15 protein-coding genes, 1 pseudogene and 1 riboswitch are annotated in these 18,245 nt (G+C 29.6%); of the genes and pseudogenes, 12 read left to right on the plus strand and 4 right to left on the minus strand.

Annotated features, from left to right (window positions below; translation table 11 throughout):
• Positions 1-41: 41 nt before the first annotated feature.
• Positions 42-1,370 carry an aminotransferase class I/II-fold pyridoxal phosphate-dependent enzyme gene (locus ACF3NF_RS00225; protein ID WP_394023174.1) on the minus strand — a complete coding sequence of 443 codons (1,329 nt, stop codon included), beginning with the start codon at positions 1,368-1,370 and terminating at the stop codon, positions 42-44.
• Positions 1,371-1,447: 77 nt separating this feature from the next.
• Here ACF3NF_RS00225 and ACF3NF_RS00230 point away from each other — a divergent pair, with 77 nt between their 5' ends.
• The 8 genes from ACF3NF_RS00230 to ACF3NF_RS00265 all read left to right on the plus strand — a co-directional run bounded on the left by ACF3NF_RS00230 (position 1,448) and on the right by ACF3NF_RS00265 (position 10,422).
• Positions 1,448-1,966: an adenine phosphoribosyltransferase gene (locus tag ACF3NF_RS00230; protein ID WP_394023176.1), complete on the plus strand. Its 519-nt coding sequence runs from the start codon at positions 1,448-1,450 to the stop codon at positions 1,964-1,966.
• Positions 1,967-2,125: 159 nt separating this feature from the next.
• Positions 2,126-3,043, plus strand: a complete 918-nt coding sequence (locus tag ACF3NF_RS00235) for a DnaJ domain-containing protein (RefSeq protein ID WP_394023178.1) — start codon at positions 2,126-2,128, stop codon at positions 3,041-3,043.
• A gap of 3 nt (positions 3,044-3,046) precedes the next feature.
• Positions 3,047-5,632, plus strand: coding sequence for an ATP-dependent chaperone ClpB (gene clpB / locus ACF3NF_RS00240; RefSeq protein WP_394023180.1), 2,586 nt, complete (start codon positions 3,047-3,049; stop codon positions 5,630-5,632).
• Positions 5,633-5,779: 147 nt separating this feature from the next.
• Positions 5,780-7,900 (plus strand): anaerobic ribonucleoside-triphosphate reductase, encoded by a 2,121-nt coding sequence (gene nrdD, locus ACF3NF_RS00245; protein WP_394023182.1) that lies wholly within the window; start codon positions 5,780-5,782, stop codon positions 7,898-7,900.
• A complete protein-coding gene (nrdG, locus tag ACF3NF_RS00250; protein WP_394023184.1) occupies positions 7,897-8,394 on the plus strand; it encodes an anaerobic ribonucleoside-triphosphate reductase activating protein in 498 nt (165 codons plus the stop codon). Before nrdD ends, nrdG begins: the two co-directional genes overlap by 4 nt.
• Positions 8,395-8,422: 28 nt before the next feature.
• A complete protein-coding gene (locus ACF3NF_RS00255) occupies positions 8,423-9,019 on the plus strand; it encodes a LemA family protein (RefSeq protein ID WP_394023186.1) in 597 nt (198 codons plus the stop codon).
• A gap of 8 nt (positions 9,020-9,027) precedes the next feature.
• Entirely contained in the window at positions 9,028-9,906 is an 879-nt protein-coding gene (locus tag ACF3NF_RS00260; protein WP_394023188.1) for a TPM domain-containing protein, read from the plus strand.
• A gap of 9 nt (positions 9,907-9,915) precedes the next feature.
• A complete protein-coding gene (locus ACF3NF_RS00265) occupies positions 9,916-10,422 on the plus strand; it encodes a nucleoside 2-deoxyribosyltransferase (RefSeq protein ID WP_394023190.1) in 507 nt (168 codons plus the stop codon).
• 14 nt (positions 10,423-10,436) lie between these two features.
• Here ACF3NF_RS00265 and ACF3NF_RS00270 read toward each other — a convergent pair whose 3' ends face one another.
• Complete coding sequence (locus tag ACF3NF_RS00270; protein WP_394023192.1) at positions 10,437-10,967, minus strand: folate family ECF transporter S component; 531 nt, start codon at positions 10,965-10,967, stop codon at positions 10,437-10,439.
• A gap of 20 nt (positions 10,968-10,987) precedes the next feature.
• Positions 10,988-11,079: riboswitch (THF riboswitch) on the minus strand.
• A gap of 46 nt (positions 11,080-11,125) precedes the next feature.
• Between ACF3NF_RS00270 and ACF3NF_RS00275 the strand changes: the two genes are divergently transcribed.
• A complete protein-coding gene (locus ACF3NF_RS00275) occupies positions 11,126-11,734 on the plus strand; it encodes a DNA-3-methyladenine glycosylase (RefSeq protein WP_394023194.1) in 609 nt (202 codons plus the stop codon).
• Between the two features lie 18 nt (positions 11,735-11,752).
• On the opposite strand, the gene ACF3NF_RS00280 is transcribed toward ACF3NF_RS00275, so the two are convergent.
• Positions 11,753-12,505, minus strand: a complete 753-nt coding sequence (locus tag ACF3NF_RS00280; protein WP_394023196.1) for a nitroreductase family protein — start codon at positions 12,503-12,505, stop codon at positions 11,753-11,755.
• 65 nt (positions 12,506-12,570) lie between these two features.
• Here ACF3NF_RS00280 and ACF3NF_RS00285 point away from each other — a divergent pair, with 65 nt between their 5' ends.
• From ACF3NF_RS00285 to ACF3NF_RS00295, 3 genes are all read left to right on the plus strand, one after another.
• Positions 12,571-14,922, plus strand: a complete 2,352-nt coding sequence (locus ACF3NF_RS00285; RefSeq protein WP_394023198.1) for an ATP-dependent DNA helicase — start codon at positions 12,571-12,573, stop codon at positions 14,920-14,922.
• The gene (gene rlmD, locus ACF3NF_RS00290; RefSeq protein ID WP_394023200.1) at positions 14,903-16,273 is read left to right on the plus strand and encodes a 23S rRNA (uracil(1939)-C(5))-methyltransferase RlmD; all 1,371 of its coding nucleotides are present in this window, start codon (positions 14,903-14,905) and stop codon (positions 16,271-16,273) included. Before ACF3NF_RS00285 ends, rlmD begins: the two co-directional genes overlap by 20 nt.
• 393 nt (positions 16,274-16,666) lie before the next feature.
• Complete coding sequence (locus tag ACF3NF_RS00295; protein ID WP_394023202.1) at positions 16,667-17,173, plus strand: GNAT family N-acetyltransferase; 507 nt, start codon at positions 16,667-16,669, stop codon at positions 17,171-17,173.
• Between the two features lie 833 nt (positions 17,174-18,006).
• On the opposite strand, the pseudogene ACF3NF_RS00300 reads toward ACF3NF_RS00295, so the two are convergent.
• Positions 18,007-18,116 (minus strand): annotated as a pseudogene (locus ACF3NF_RS00300) (helix-turn-helix domain-containing protein); the annotation flags it as partial.
• Between the last annotated feature and the right edge of the window lie 129 nt (positions 18,117-18,245).

Consider the following 18,245-nt stretch of genomic DNA (forward strand, 5'->3'; position numbering starts at 1 on the left):
CTTTATATACAAATTTATAATAACAGTTTTGCAAAAAAATGTCAATTGATTATTGATATTTCTTTATCAATATTTAATTCTATACCTTTTTTTTGTATACTTTGAATATTTTTTAGCACTTGTTTATCAATTACTTCTCCTGGTACTATTAAAGGAATTCCAGGAGGATAAGCATATACAAAATCAGCTGAAATTTTATCAATAGCTTGGTCAATATTTATTTTTATTTTATTTTTTGAAAAAACTTCCGCTATATTATATTTTTTTTGAGGTATATCGTATCTAAATATTTGCTTATTAGTTCCAAAACTAATCTTTTCATCAATCTTAATTAATGCGTTTTTTAATCTATCAAAGGCATATTTTTTATCAAATATTGTTGATATAAGCAGAGCATAAGATGGGTAGGCCATCTCTATTTCGATTTTTTCTATTTTTAATAATTCTTGTAATTCGGCCCCATTTATATTTGAAGAATTTGTTGAAATTAAGATTTTAGACCTGTCTTTATTTGCTTTATCAATTATTTGTAGATGGTTGAGTTTTAAATTATAAATTTCATCCAAATTTTTATCCAACTCTTTATATAAATCATAAAACTTATCAAATTTTTCAACCATTTCATCAATTGATTGCATAAGGATATACGATGGTGATGAACTTTGAAATATTGCCATATTTCTTTTTATTACATTAATATATGTTTCGTTATTAATTAAAACACAAGCTGAGGGAGTTAGCCCTGATAAATTTTTATGAAAAGATGTGATTGCAATATCAAAATTATCAGACCAAGACTCGTTTAAAATTAAATGAGAACCATGAGCAAGGTCTACCACTAAGGGAGTATTTGCTTTTTTGCATTCTTTATATATTTTTTCCAAATCTAGAATGTAACCTTCGTATGATGGAGATGTAATAACAACCGCAGCAAATTTGTTTTCATTAAGTTTTTTAGATAAAGTTTGGTAATTAATGCCAACCACTGCATTTTCTTCACTTAATTCCACATCTATGTATGATGGATTAAGATTATTGATTTCAATGGCATTATAGACTGCTTTGTGAGATGTACGCTCAATTAAAATATTTTTATTTTTATAAGTCAATGCTCTGATGGTTGATAAAATTCCACATGTTGATCCATTTGTTGATATAATTGCTTTATTAACACTATAAATATCTGCAATCTTATTTTCTAATTCTAATAAAATATCTCTTGGATCATTTAGGTTATCAAATCCTTCTATTTCTGTAAGATCTCTTTGATATGGTAAATCATTTCTTAATATATCCGTTCTTTTTGCCCCTGGCATATGAAATGGATAGTATTCATTTTTTAAATATTCATCTAGTTTTTCATTTAACATAATTACTCCTAATGATACTTTACAATAGAATTTATAATTAACTAGAAAATTAGGGTATAATCTATTTGGAGGATAGAATGGATTTAAAATCAACAATTAGAGTTATTGAAGGATACCCAATTGAAGGAGTGTCTTTTAAGGACATTACAACACTGTTAAAGGATAAGGAAGCTTTTAATTATTCTTTGGATTTATTAGAAGAAGCCCTAGAAGGATTAGAGTTCGATTATATCGTAGGAATTGAATCTCGTGGATTTATTTTTGGTGCACCTCTAGCTGATAGACTAAACAAAGGATTTGTTCCAGTAAGAAAACCAGGAAAATTACCAGGTGAAATCGAAAAAATCTCATATGACCTAGAGTATGGAAATAATGAATTAGAAATGCATAAGGATGCTATTGGAAAAGGTGATAGAGTTATTATAGTCGATGACCTTATAGCTACAGGGGGATCTGCAAAAGCTGCAGCAAAACTTGTAGAAACTTTGGGAGCAGAAGTAACCGCATTTGAATTTTTAATAGAACTTGAAGATTTAAATGGTAGAGATGTCTTAAAAGATTATAAAGTTATTTCTCTAGTAAAATATGATCATTAAAAATGAGCCTTACTTGAAGGCTCTTTATTTATATATTTAAAATTAGTCTTAATAATCTAAAAAATTCTATAAAATTGCTTGAATTTATATACGTAGACAGTATAGTTTAATTAAGGTCAGAGATGGTCAAAGAATTATAGTTTAAATGATGGAGGCAATATGAAATATAGAGATTATTATGAAGTATTAGGGGTTGATAAAAAAGCAAGTGATGCGGATATAAAAAAAGCATATAGGAAGCTTGCCAAAGAGTATCACCCAGACCTTCATCCAGATGATAAAGATGCAGCAGATAAATTTAGCGAAATAAATGAAGCTTATGAAGTATTATCAGATCCTAAAAAGCGTAAAAAATATGATAAGTTTGGCAATAATGCAAACTTCTCAGGAGGTCAAAACTTTGATCCTAGCGATTTTGGTTTTGACTTTGGAAACTTCGGTGGTGGGTCTTACTCATATACTACAGGTTCAGATAGTGGTTTTTCAGATTTTTTTGATGGGCTTTTTGGTGGATTTGGTAGAAGTAATTACCAAAGAGCAGGATCTAGTAAGTTTTCAAATACAAAAAGTGCTCAAAAGAAAAGTACGATCGAAACCGAGATTGAGCTAAGCATAGATCAAGCTCAAAAGGGTTTAAATAAATCTATTGCAATAAAACACAATAACGAAATTAAAAATATTGAAATTAACGTACCAGCAGGTATTAAAAATAATAATAAAATTAAAGTTGATGGTGCAAAATATGGCATAAACGCCTATGTAGTTGCTAAAATAATCATCAAAGATGAAGAAGATAGAAGGCTTGATGGAATAGATATAATACAAAGAGAAAAAATATATCCATGGCAAGCTTACTTTGGAATTAAAAGAAAAGTAAATACTCCAGATGGCAGCTTGATGGTTACCATACCTGAAAAAGTAAATTCAGGACAAAAGATAAGGCTTAAAGGTTATGGTTATAAGGATAGAAAAAACAATAAGGGAGATTTAATCCTAGAAATTATCATTGATAACCCTACAGAATTTAATGATCAAATAATAGACTTATACGAAAAACTAAACGAAATAGAGGAATAGATTATGGACTACAATAAATTTACACAAAAATCTTTGGAAGCTATAAATAATGCCAATTCTTACGCCATTAAAAATAGCAACCCAGAAGTAAATGAAATACATTTAAACTACGCATTAATAGAAAATTCTGATTCCATAGTTGCTCAAATTATCAAAACTATGGACGTAGATTTTGAAGCTTACAGAAATGAAATCAGAGATATGATGGATAGATTGCCACAAGCAAGTGGTGGATCAGATATCTATCCAAGTCAAACTCTTTCAAGAATTTTGCTTAAAAGTGAAGATGAAGCAGAAAATATGGGAGATAGTTTTGTATCCATGGAACATATTCTCCTTTCACTTTTAAATGAAAAAACTAAGGTAAGTGATATAAATAAAAGATATGGCCTAAGCTATAGAGAATTTAAAAATTCTATAGATAAGGTCAGGAAAGGTCAAAAAGTGACAACAGAAAATCCAGAAGAAACAAACAACCCATTAGAAAAATTTGGTAGAGACCTTACTAAAGAGGCAAGAGAAGGAAAAATAGATCCAGTTATTGGCCGCGATAGCGAAATAAGAAATGCCCTTAGAATCCTATCTCGTCGTAAGAAAAATAACCCAGTATTAATTGGTAATCCTGGTGTTGGTAAAACTGCTATTGTAGAAGGACTTGCCCAAAGAATTGTAAATAACGATGTGCCAGAGCCATTACAAGGCAGAACAATTTTCTCCCTTGATATGGGTGCCCTAGTAGCAGGAGCAAAATACCGTGGTCAATTTGAAGAAAGGCTTAAAGCAGTTTTAGAGGAAATTCAAAATTCTGATGGTCAAATAATAATGTTTATTGATGAAATCCATACCCTAGTAGGTGCCGGTAAGACAGAAGGTGCTATGGATGCATCAAATATTATGAAACCAATGCTTGCTCGTGGAGAAATAAAAGTAATTGGTGCTACAACCTTAAACGAATATAGGGAATATATCGAAAAAGATGGAGCGCTTGAAAGACGTTTCCAAAAGGTAATGGTCAATGAACCAACAATAGAAGATACTATAAGCATTTTAAGAGGTATCAAGGACAAATATGAAATCTTCCACGGTATCCGTATCCAAGATAGCGCAGTAATTGCAGCTGCAGAATTATCTGATAGGTATATTACAGATAGATTTTTACCAGATAAGGCTATAGATCTTATGGATGAAGCATGTGCCACAGTTCGTACAGAAATAGACACTATGCCAACTTACCTTGACGAACAAAAAAGAAAATTATTACAATTACAAATTGAAATAACAGCTCTTAAAAAAGAAGAAGATGAATCATCTAAAGAAAAACTAACCATACTTGAAAAAGAGTTAGCTGATTTATCTGAAAAATACGATGAAGACTTCTTAAAATGGAAAGAACAAAAATCATCCATTGATGATGTGAAAAATATCAAGGAAGAAATAGATAGAGTAAACAATGAAATTGAACAAGCAGAAAGAAACTATGATTTTGAAAAACTTTCTGAGTTACGTTATGGTACTCTACCAGCTTTAGAAGAAAAGCTTAAAAAAGCAAGTGAGTTTTATCAAAAAGATAATGAAGATGCTATAAAAGAACAAGTAACAGATGAAGATGTAGCTGATGTCGTAAGTAACTGGACAGGTATCCCTGTAAATAAGCTAGTAGAAAGTGAAAGAAGTAAGATATTAACTCTTCCTGAAAAACTACACGAAAGAGTAATAGGCCAAGACCATGCAATTAATGCAGTTTCAGACGCTATTGTTAGAGCAAGATCTGGTCTTAAAGATGCTTCAAAACCAATAGGCTCATTTATTTTCCTAGGACCAACTGGAGTTGGTAAAACAGAGCTTGCCAAAGCATTGTCAGAAGCTATGTTTGATGATGAAAATCATATGATAAGAATAGATATGTCAGAATATATGGAAAAATATTCTGTATCAAGACTAATAGGTGCAGCACCAGGTTATGTAGGCTATGAAGAAGGTGGTCAATTAACAGAAGCAGTCCGTCGAATGCCATATTCTGTGATCCTATTTGATGAAATAGAAAAAGCCCATCCAGATGTATTTAATATTTTATTACAAGTATTAGATGATGGTAGACTTACAGATAGCATGGGTAGGACAGTAGACTTTAAAAACACCATTATAATCATGACATCAAATATAGGAAGCCAATATTTAATCGATGGACTAAAAGATGATGGAACAATAGATGAGGAAAATAAAAATCTAGTGGAAGAATCATTAAGAACATCATTTAAACCAGAATTTTTAAACAGGATTGATGATATAGTTATGTTTAGCCCACTAACAAGTGATCAAGTTTATAACATCATTGACTTACAAGTAAATGAAATTAGAAAAAGACTTAAAGATTTAAATATAGACTTAGAAATCTCACCAGCTGCTAAAGAATATATCCTAGATCATTCTTATGATGTTGAATATGGTGCAAGACCTGTAAAAAGATTTTTACAAACAAATGTAGAAACAAAGCTCGGCCGATTAATCATCGAAGGTAAAATTGGTGCTAAAGATACTGCCTTTTTAGATTTGGATGAAAATAAAGAATTATCATTTATCAAAAAATAAATATACTTTTAATTTAAAGAGATGTTTGGCTTTATTGCAACATCTCTTTTATTATTCCTAGTTTTATAGTTGTATATACTATATATAGTATATACTTTTATTTGATAACTAGATATGGTATACTATCGAAAGTATAGGGGGGATAATATGTTACAAGTTGTAAAAAGAAATGGTGAAAAAGCCGATTTTAAAGAAGAAAAAATATCTGCTGCTATCCTTAAAGCTATGAATTCTCCAAGCGGAGTATATATAAAAGATCAACCAGAAGAAATAGCATATATAATAAAAGAAAAATATAAAAATGAAGATGAGATTTCTATTTATGATATAGAAGAATCAGTTTATTACGAACTTATAAAAAATAAAAATCCTGCTACTGCAAGAGCCTACGAATCTTATAAATCAATTCAGGCCTACAAAAGAGAACAGAATACATCTGACAATGATATCTTAGGTCTGCTTAATCAAACAAATGTTGATGTTATGGATGAAAATTCTAATAAAAATCCAATTATAGCTTCTACTCAAAGAGATTTAATAGCAGGAGAAGTTGCAAAAGATATAGCTAAGAGAAAATTAATCCCAGCTCATTTAGTCGAAGCACATGATTCAGGGGCCATACATATCCATGATTTAGATTATTTAATCCAACCAATATTTAACTGTTGCCTAGTAGACATGAAAAATATGTTAGATCAAGGAACAGTTGTAAATGGAAAATTAATAGAAAGTCCAAAGTCATTTCAAGTGGCATGTAATGTCATGACACAAATAATTGCACAAATTGCATCTAACCAATACGGTGGTCAATCCATAAACATATCATGCCTAAGTCCATATTTAAGAAAATCTTATGAAAAAAATTTAAATTTGGCTAAAAAAACTTTAAATGATGAAAATTTAGCACTAGCAATGGCTGATGCAATGACTCAAAAAGATTTGGAATCGGGAATTCAAACTATTCAGTATCAAATAAATACACTTATGACTAGTAATGGTCAGGCACCATTTGTAACCTTGTTTATGCATACAGATGAAAAAGACCCATACCTATCTGAAACAGTTAAGATAATAGAAGAAATCTTAAAGCAAAGAATTCAAGGCATAAAAAATGAGTCCGGAGTTTATGTTACACCAGCCTTTCCAAAATTAATTTATGTTTTGGATGATAATAACATAAATGATGATAGTAAGTATTATGAACTTACAAGATTAGCAGCCAAATGTACTGCAAAGAGAATGTACCCTGATTATATTTCTGCTAAAAAAATGAAGGAAAACTATGAAGGTAATGTTTTTTCTCCTATGGGATGCAGGGCATTTCTTCCTCCATATAAGGATGATAATGGCAATTATAAATTTGATGGAAGATTTAATATGGGAGTGTGTACTATAAATCTCCCTCAAATAGGGATACTAGCACAAAATGATGAAGAAAAATTCTTTGAAATTTTAGAAAAAAGATTAGATCTTGTTAAAGAAGTTGGTCTACTAAGGTATGAACATTTATCAAAAGTAACTAGCGATAGTTCTCCAATACATTTTCAACACGGGGCCATTGCAAGGCTTCCAAAACATACACCTATAAAATACTTACTGGAAAATGGATATGCAACAGTAACTATAGGTTATATAGGAATTTATGAAGCTAGTATGCTTGTAAAGGGAGATTCTCATACAAGTGCTGGTGGAAAAGAATTTGCAGTAAAAATAATGAACCTTTTAAACAAAAAGAAAGAAATATGGAGCAAAAAATATAATATAGCATTCGCAGTATATGGTACTCCAGCGGAAAGTCTAACTCATAGGTTTGCAAGTATTGATAAGGATAGATTTGGTAATATCAAAAATGTAACTGATAAGGGATATTATACAAATTCCTTCCATGTAGATGTTAGAGAAGAGATTTCTGTTTTTGATAAATTTGATTTTGAATCAGAGTTTCAGGCTTTATCTACGGGAGGTTGCATCTCTTATGCAGAAATACCAAATATGGACCACAATGTAGATGCATTGCTTACCATGGTCAAATATATCTATAACCACATCCAATATGCAGAATTCAATACTAAATCAGATTATTGCAGTAATTGTGGTTTTGATGGAGAAATTTTATTAGACGAAGATAATAATTGGTATTGTCCAAACTGTGGAAATAAAGATAAATCTAGCCTAACAGTTGTTCGTCGTACTTGTGGATATTTGGGAGAAAATTTCTGGAATGAGGGTAGGACTAAAGAAATAAAAGCTAGGGTGCTTCACATATGAATTATGGACAAATTAGGAAATACGATATTGCAAACGGACCAGGAATTCGCACAAGTATATTTGTTACAGGATGCAAGCTTAATTGCAAAAATTGTTTTAATAAAGAATACCAAGATCCAAATTTTGGCCAAACCTGGACTCAAAAAACTACTAATCAAGTGATAAATTATTTAAAAAGTGATGAAATTTCTGGATTAAGCATTCTTGGCGGGGAACCGTTTGAGAGTGCAAATGATTTAATAAATATATTAAATGATATAAAAAATAAGATTAATAAAAATATATGGATCTACTCAGGACATACATTTGAATATTTAATGAAAAATCCTGTATATAAGCAATTACTAGAGAAAGTTGATGTATTGGTTGATGGACCATTTATAGAATCTAAAAAAGATTTAAAATTAAAATTTCGTGGATCAAGCAATCAAAGAATTATTGATGTTAAATCTAGTTTAATAAATGATAAGGCAATCATTCTAAATGGGTATTAATACTCTATAAAAAGACTTAGGAGGAGTAATGAATAATAAATATCAAAAAAGAAGTGGTTTTGGAGTTATAGGAGGAATATTAGTAGTTTTAGCATTAATATTAATCCTAACAGTTCCAACCTACAATAGACTTGCAGGTAGCCGTGAAAATGTTAATGAGGCTTACGCTCAAGTACAAAATGTTGTCCAAAGAAGAGCAGATTTAATTCCTAACTTGGTAAATACAGTTAAGGGATATTCAGATTATGAAGGTGAAACTTTAACAAAAATTACAGAAGCTCGTTCTGGAATTAATAATGCAAAATCTCCCAAAGAATTAGCAGATGCCAACGATCAACTAACTCAAGCAGTTCGTGAGATGAATGTTGTAGTTGAAAATTATCCAGAATTAAAAGCCAATACTCAATATACACAATTAATGGATGAATTGGCTGGATCAGAAAATAGAATTTCTGTAGAACGTGGAAATTATAATCAAGCTGTAAAAAATTACAACACAGATTTAAACAGATTCCCAACAAATATTATAGCTGGATTTACTGGATATAAAGAAGCCGAATACTTCCAAGCAAGCGAAGGAGCTCAGGAAGCTCCAAAAGTTGATTTTAATCAAAACAATAAATAGGAGGATTTATGAAAAAGAGGAAGATATTTAGATTTAACTTAATACTTTGCTTATTAATCTTCCTTTTTCCTCTAATCTCTTATGCAGACCTACCATCTGCTCCAAGCAGCTTTTACCTGGATGAATTAGGCATGTTGGATATGGAAACTAAGGAAAATATAACAAAAACCAACAGAGAGTTAGAACAAAAAACTGGTTCGCAGATAATGGTTGTTACAATTAAAAATCCTGATGGTTTGCCTGCTAGCGATTTAGGGCCTAAGATATTTAATAAATGGCATGTAGGAGATCAAAATAAAAAAAATGGGATTCTAATGCTAATTACCGAAAATGATTTAACTCAAAAAAGGGAAATATTTATATCGACTGGTTATGGAATCGAAGGTAGATTAAACGATGGTAAGGTTGGAAGAATCATTGACAATTTTATGATTGATGACTTAGAAAAAGGTAATTATTCCAAAGCAATTAATGAAGGATTTAACGCATTAGTTGCTGAAGTAGTGGATGAATACGGAGTATCATTAGATGGAAATTATGATTATTACTTAGATGTAAATAGTAAATCATACTCTGATGGAATCAGTCTAGGCACATTATTTTTCTACTTGATTATATTTATTGTAATATCGAATTTAACTACCAGGATGAACCTATATGGATCAAATAATAAAAGATATTATAGAAATTATCCAGGCTATAGGACTTATCCAAGGTATAGAAGAAGATATTATGATGACCCTTGGAATTCAACTACCCGGACTAGGGGATCTTCACCATTTAGAGGAAATTCTTCATTTGGAGGTTCATCCAGTAGTTCATATTCTGGAGGATTTACCGGTGGTGGAGGAAGCACTGGTGGTGGCGGAGCAGGAAGAAGTTTTTAAGGAGTGTAAATGTACGGATATTTAGCTAGTCATTTTTTTAATGATGCTATGTTTAAATGGACTGAAGATTTAGCAAGATTTATAGAGGAAAATACTGATTTAAAATTGTATGTACCTCAAAGAAATGCAGACATAAACGATAAAAAAAATAACGATGACATTATAACAGATATAAAAATTGCCCAAGCAGACACTGCAGAGCTTAAAAAAGCTAATATTCTAATTGCATGTTTGGACGGATTAACAATTGATGATGGTGTAGCTGGTGAAATTATGGCTCATGGGGTGATGGCAGAATTTGAAAAAGAAAATAATATAGATTTTCCAAGAATGATTATAGGTATAATCACTGATATGAGATATCTTGGAACTGGAGAAAATAAACTATATCGCAATCTAATGATAGTAGGAAAAGTAAAAGAACATGGTCATTTAGTAATAGGCTATCCAGGAGATAAAAGTTATCTGGAAGAAACTGCAAGATTAATAAATGATTTTATAAATCAAAATAATTAAGCTCTAAGAAATTCTTAGAGCTTTTCATATGCGTATTTTGTTATTTTTGGAAAGAGCATTATTAAAACAAGAGCATTAAGTCCTGCTTCAACAGCATCTTTTAGAAAATTGCGTATTATATAAAAAATATATGGGTTAGAATATAAATGGGTTAACCATAAGGAATCAAGCAAGAGCCTTACTCCCATAAATACAAATATACAGCTTGTAAGGCATATCCATTCAAGTTTATTTTTAAAATCCCTTTTAAAAATATTATAAGAAATAAATCCTGGAATAGCACCTATTAAAATATTACTTAGCGTAAATCCCGGATGAAATACTCCATCAGGCTTCATCAACATTCCGACAACATCTGCCACGCCTCCAGTTATCCCACCAGCTAAAGGACCATATAAGATTCCTGCCATTATCGTAGGTAAATAACCTAGTCCGATTTTTGTGCTAGAAAAAATAGTTATTGTTAGAAATCTTCTGAAAATAACTGTTAGAGCAGCAAAAATAGACATTTTCGTGATCATATTTACTGTAAGTTTTTTATTCACTTTTTCCCCTTTCTATCAGAGGCAGCGGTTGCGATAGAAAATCATAGCAATATGCTTCGTTTAAGAACAACAACCCATTTCTTAACACTTAACGCTTCCTATCTACTCTGATAATAATATGATATCATATTTATAAATAAAAATCAGTAGAGGAGATTATGTTAAATAAAGAATTTTTTAAAAGAGATACCTTAATAGTTGCTAAGGACTTGCTAGGTAAAATTATAGTTAAAAACGACAATGGTATTATATATAAAGCAAAAATTGTTGAAACTGAAGCCTATCTTGGAGTAGATGATAGGGCAGCTCATACATTTGGAGATAGAAAAACAGAAAGAAATAAAATAATGTATGAAGATGCTGGTACTGTTTATGTGTATCAAACATATGGTATTCATTTTATGCTAAATTTTGTTACTCAGGATAAAAATATTCCAGAGGCAGTTTTGATTAGAGCAATTGAACCATTAAATCAATTTGACAAAATTAGTTTAAATAGGTTTGGGAAAATATATAATGAATTAACTTCTTACCAAAAGAAAAATATTACTAATGGTCCTGGGAAACTTACAAAAGCTCTAAATATAGATAAAGATTTAAATGGTAATAATTTATTTAATCAATCTTTTTTTGTTGAAGATGATAATAGTATTTTTAATATAATCATTGACAAAAGAATAGGCATAGATTACGCTCAGGAAGCCATTGATTTTCCATATAGATTTTACATTAAAGATAATTCTTACGTATCTGTACTAAAAAAATAAAGATTACAAATGTAATCTTTATTTTATATCTATTTTAAATCCTTGGTTCAATAAGGTTTCAAACATTTTATTTCGATTTGCAATTGGTGTTCCCTGTTTTTTTGGTATCTGTACAGAAAAAGAATCTACTCTTCTGTTAGCATCTCTTAGATCATAGTAGGTTGTCATCTCTTTATCATATTCAGCTATTGTTTGGTTATAATTTTCATAAACTTTATACGAGTTTTCAAAAGTTTTTAAGTTAATGTTCATTCTTGGCTTTATTTGAGGTTCTTGGTTAGGAATTCCAAAACCCAATCCTACTGCAGGATAAGTTAGTGATGGTAGATTTAAAAGCTTTATTACATTTTTTGTATCATTATGGATATTCCCAAAATAATTTACCCCTAGCCCTAGACTTTCAGCCGCAATTGTTACGTTTTGAGCTGCAATTATACAGTCGGTCATACCTTGAATAAATCTATCAAAGCCTAACATCTCGTCGTTTTCTTGGCCATTTTCTTTTGCAATATTGTAATTTCTAAACAAATCTACTATGAATATCCAAAGATGAGGTGCTCGAGCCATGTATTCTTGTAGACCATTTTTTGCTAATTCATCTTTTAAATTTTGATCTGTGACTTCAATAATTGTACAAAATTGCATTCCATTACTCGTAGGTGCCATATTTGCAACATCTAGCAAATTATTTATGACACTTTGATCTAATTTTTCATCTTTAAATTCTCTTATAGTTCTGTGATTCAGTTGATTTTTAATTGTTTCATTCATAATGACTCCTTATCTTTATATCATTTTATACCCTAAATAATAGTATAATATGAAAAGGTGATTAAATGTTAGTTAAAATTTCAGTTAGAAATCTTATAGAATTTGTAATGCGATCTGGAGATATCGACAATAGATTTCGTGATAATGCTAGAATGATTGAGGGTATTAGAGCCCATCAAGCAATTCAAAAAAAACATGGTGAAAATTATAAAAGTGAATATTCTCTTAAAAATTCAACTATGATTGACGATGTTGAATTTATGGTAGAGGGCAGAGCTGATGGATTAATTCAGGGAAAAAATGAATTTGTAATAGATGAAATTAAATCTACAAGCAGAATTCTTTCAGAAATAGATGGCACAAACAAATTACACTGGGCCCAGGCCAAATGCTATGCATATTTTTATGCTCTAGATAATAATTTAGATAGTATGAGTATTACACTTACCTATGTTAGTGTTGAGGACTATTCATCTATTATTTTTAGAGAATCATTTAAGTTTGATGTTCTTAAAGAATTTTATTATTCTTTATTAAATGAGTATCTAAACTTTTCAAAAATATTAGTAAAAAATATATCTAAGAGGAATCAAACTATAAAAAACTTAGATTTCCCCTATAAAGATTACCGAAAAGGCCAAAGAAAGATGGCTGTTGCAGTTTATAAATCAATTTTAGATGAAAAAAATCTTTTTGTAGACGCACCAACTGGTATAGGAAAAACAATTTCAACTGTATTTCCTTCTTTAAAATCAATGGGGGAAGATTTAACTGATAAGATTTTTTATTTAACTAGCAAGAATACACAAGCAAATGAAGCTTTAAAATCAGTTCATATTCTAAAAAATCAAGGTTTATTTATTAAAGCACTTTCGATTACATCAAAGGAAAAAATATGCTTAAATGATGAAGTAAAATGTAATCCAGTAGATTGTCCTTTTGCTAAAGGTCATTTTGATAGGGTAAATGATGCTTTAAAAGACATAATTGGTAATGAAGAAATAATGGAATTTGCAACAGTAACATCTTATGCAGAAAAATATAGGGTATGTCCCTTTGAGTTAGAACTAGATATTTCATCATATGCAGATTTTATAATTTGCGATTATAATTATGTTTTTAATCCAAATACATATCTTAAAAGATTTTTTGATGAAGTGATTGATAGATATGTTTTTTTAATTGATGAATCTCATAATTTAGTAGAGAGATCACGAGATATGTACAGCTTTAGCTTTACTAATGAACGCTTTAAGGAGATTACAGAAAAACTTAATGAGAAAAAATATAAAACACTTATCAAGTATCTTAAAGAAATATCAAATACTTTTGATGAACTTTATGCAAAATACGGAAAAAAACTTTATTATTACCAGGAAAGTCTAATAGAAGATTTTGATAAAAAATTTGTAAGACTTTTAAAGCCACTTCAAAAATACTTGGTAGAAGAGCATGATGATGAAAATTATGATGATCTATTAAATTTATTTTTTGATATAAATAAGTTTTTAAAAATAGAAGAATACTATACAGAAGGTTTTTATTCTGTTATTTCCTATGATGAAGAATATAATCAAATTTTCTATCAGATAAAGTGTATAGATCCTTCTGAGGTTTTATCAAGTACTTACAAAAAATCTAGGTCTACTATATTCTTTTCAGCTACACTATCACCGATGATTTATTTTACTAAAATTTTAGGAGCAGAGGATAGTTTAAAACTAAGGCTTGATATGCCCTTTGATGAAAAAAACTTTGAACTTTTTAATCGAGAACTTAGCACACGATATAGGGATAGAAATAATAATATAGTATTTATTAGTGAAACTATAAACGAATTTATAAATTCAAAAAAGGGTAATTATTTCATATTTTTCCCATCCTATTCATATTTAGAAGACGTATATGAAGATTATAAATCACGTTTTGACGATGAAGTAATAATCCAAGATAGGTTTATGAATGAAAAGGAAACTAAGAAATTTTTAAGACAATTTGATAAGGACTCTATTAAAACAGCATTTGTAGTTCTAGGAGGAATATTTTCTGAAGGCGTAGACTTGATTGGAGATAGACTTATAGGATCTATGATTATTTCTGTAGGTATGCCTGGTGTTAGTGATGAAAGAAATTTAATCAAAAATCACTTCGATAAATTAGGAGAAAATGGTTTTGATTATTCATATACTTTCCCTGGACTAAACAAGGTCTATCAAGCTGCAGGTAGAGTTATTAGAGGTGAGAATGATAAGGGGATTATTTATTTAGTTGATGATAGATTTAATAGTTATAAATATAAAAATATGTATCCTAAGCATTGGAAAAGTAAGGGCTTAAGGATTGTAAATGAGAAAAGTGATTTTAGAAGAGAATCAGAAAAGTTTTGGGAGGGTGTAGTTGAGAAAGAACAAAAATAGCAATGTTAAAATAAATGAAGTAAAATATCCAAATATTTCGATTGGGAATGATGAAGATAATAATATAGTTGAATTTAAGGGTGGAGTTTTAGGACAAACTTGTAAGGTAAAAATCACAAGAAATAGAAAAGACTACAAAAAAGGTAAATATATTGAATTAATTGAATACTCTCCACTTGAAAATAGTAGAAATTTTTGTCCTCAAGCTGATATTTGCGGAGGATGTGCATATCAAAAACTGCCCTATGAAACAGAACTGATGCTAAAGCAAGATATGATAAAAAAATTATTATCTGAAAACAATATTTATTATGAAGGAGATATTCCAATCAATAGGTCTCCAGTAACCCAAGGGTTTAGAAATAAAATGGAGTATACTTTTGGAGATGCTCACAAGGGTGGGAAATTAATTTTAGGGCTCCATAGGCAAAATAGATTTTATGAAATAGTGGATACAATTGATTGTAATGTAATAGATGATGATTTTAATAAAATAAGAAGTTCGGTCCAAAATTATTTCAGAGAAAAAAGCACTAGCTTTTATCACAAATCAAGGCGTGAAGGACTTTTGCGCCATTTTATTATAAGAAAAGGACATAGAACTAATGAGATTATGTGTGTGCTAGTAACAACAAGTGATGAAAGCTTTGATGATGTCAGAAAAAATCTCTTTGTTAACTTTTTAAAAGATTTAGACTTAGATGGACAAATTGTGTCAATATTCCATGTGATAAACGATTCAGTAGCTGATGCAGTAATTCCTGAAAAAATTGAACTATTATTTGGAAAAGATCACATAACAGAGGAGATGTTAGGTTTAAAATTTAACATATCACCATTTTCATTTTTCCAACCAAATGTATTTACTGCGGAAAAACTTTATCAAAAAGCCTTTGAATTTGCAAATATTGATAATTCTATGAATGCACTTGACTTATATTCTGGTACTGGGACCATCACACAAGTTATGGCTAATGTGGCTAAAAAAGCAACTGGTATTGAAATAGTACAAGAAGCTGTAGAAAAAGCTTTTGAAAATGCAAAACTCAATGAGATTGACAATATTGATTTTCTTTGTGGGGATGTGTTAGAAGAAATTGAAAAGGTTAGAGGAGATTATGATGTAGTAATTTTAGATCCGCCAAGGTCTGGCATAGCACCAGAATCTTTAGAAAAAATAATTAATATAAAACCTAAAAAATTTGTATATATATCTTGTAATCCAAAAACCCAAATTGATAATCTAAAAACCTTTATTGAAAATGGATACAAAATAAAAAAATATGAAATCTTCGATCAATTTCCAAACTCAAGACATGTGGAAGCCATAACCCTGCTTTCACGAGATTAATAAAGTTAATCGACGTGAAACAGCGGCAGGTGTCATGCTAAGCTTTTCCAAGAGCTGCTACTAAAGAGCATCGATTGGTAAGAAAGCGACTGCTGAGACTATTGTATTGATGTCAAGAAAATAGAATAAAGGCTTAAAAGAGCAAAGCGAGCAGGTGAACTATGACTTATGAAAAACAAGGTTTTTTTATGATAACAAGATCTAATAATTCATTAAGGATTTATTCGAAATTTTTTGAAGACTTAGGCGAGATATATCATCCGAGCACTTGCCTTCTATAGGTGTAGTGGTTTAGATGGTATAAAATTTAGGGGGTAAGGCTTTTACAGTAATCCATTAACAAATTAGCTAAGAATGTTATAGCATATTTAAGTTATAAGTAATGGGGGACTTATGAAATTAATTAGACCAAATAGAAAGTATATCAAAAGTTATATAGAAGCAAATGAAGAAGATGAAATTTTTAGACCGCACGCAGTAAAACTTTTTAGCAACCCTGAGACAATTATAGAACGTTCTTATAATTTTGAACATGGTATAAACTTGCCTATAAATTATGTTAGAGCCACTACATTTTGGTTGATAGATAATGAAAAATTTATTGGTGAAATTAGTATTAGGCATGAATTAAATTCTTTTTTAATTAACTATGGTGGTCACATAGGATACGAAATTAGACAATCTGAATGTATGAAGGGCTATGGTACAAAAATGCTCTCTATGGCACTTATGTATTGCAAAGAGACATTGAACCTTCATAAGGTTTTGATTACATGTGATGATGACAATATCGGATCAATAAAAGTTATAGAAAATAATGGTGGAATTTTGGAAAATAAAGTGAAAAATAGCTTATCAAGAGGAAATGTTATAACAAGAAGACATTGGATTAATATATAAGAAAAAAATCAATTTAATCTGTGCAATATTTAAACTAATTGACATACTCCCATATACAAAGCTTTTGAAAAACATTAAATTCTATCTATACTGACCACTCAAGTCAGATAGAATCAGCTGATTTTCTTGAAAAATATTAAACAAATATTTATAAGACTTTTAGGATAATTAACGACCTCTAATAGTCTTTTTTTTTTTGAATATTTTTAGTAATAAAGATTAAAAAATCAAAAAAATAAACAATAATATGAAGAGTTAATATGAAGATTTAGTTATAAAATTAACATAAAAGGTTATAGTTTATGAAGTAAATATAAAAGTAGTATTTAAATCTGGACTTGATGTTGATATTGATTATTAAAAAGTTCATACTATAAGGCTATTTTTATTTTTTCTTAATATAATACATAATGTAATGAGACCACTAAAATCAGCTTGAAAATTCAATTTAGATGTCTTTTGTATGATAAATTTAAAATAATATTGAAACACTTGTAGCAAACTAAGTTAGTGATTAGTACATCAAATGGAGTTTGATAATCTATACATTTTCTCAGACTATTATTAAACTCCATTTATATTCTTAATTAACTCTCCAGTTTCAATTTTAGGCAAAGATGTTTTTTGGATAATATTACTTCAACAAGCTATTTTAATTTTCATTTTAACTTTACTTGGTCTTTTACATATGTAAGTTCCAATGTTAGACCTACTTCTGGTTACTTTTGCTTTTCTTGATTTTATTTTCTTCTAAGTTTATTTATGTCAAATGTTATCGTATCTAAATAAAGCCAATTTGTATATAACCTTTAAGGAAATTCAACCTCTAAAATAGTAGAGTGGTGAAAGCCTAAAATTTTCGCTATTCTTATAAAAGAATAGCCCTCTTGTTTTAATACCTCTATTAATTTCTGTCATTTACTGTATAACATTTATAACTCATATTAACCTTTGTGTGTTTTATGCTTTTTGATATTTCACAAGAAGGTTGTATGAGTTTATTTAGTCAAAGTGCAGCATTTAATTTTAAAATCTATCAATTGGAAAAAACTACAATAACAAATATTAGATA

Source organism: Anaerococcus martiniensis, assembly GCF_043187485.1.
Taxonomy (GTDB): Bacteria; Bacillota; Clostridia; order Tissierellales; family Peptoniphilaceae; genus Anaerococcus; species Anaerococcus martiniensis.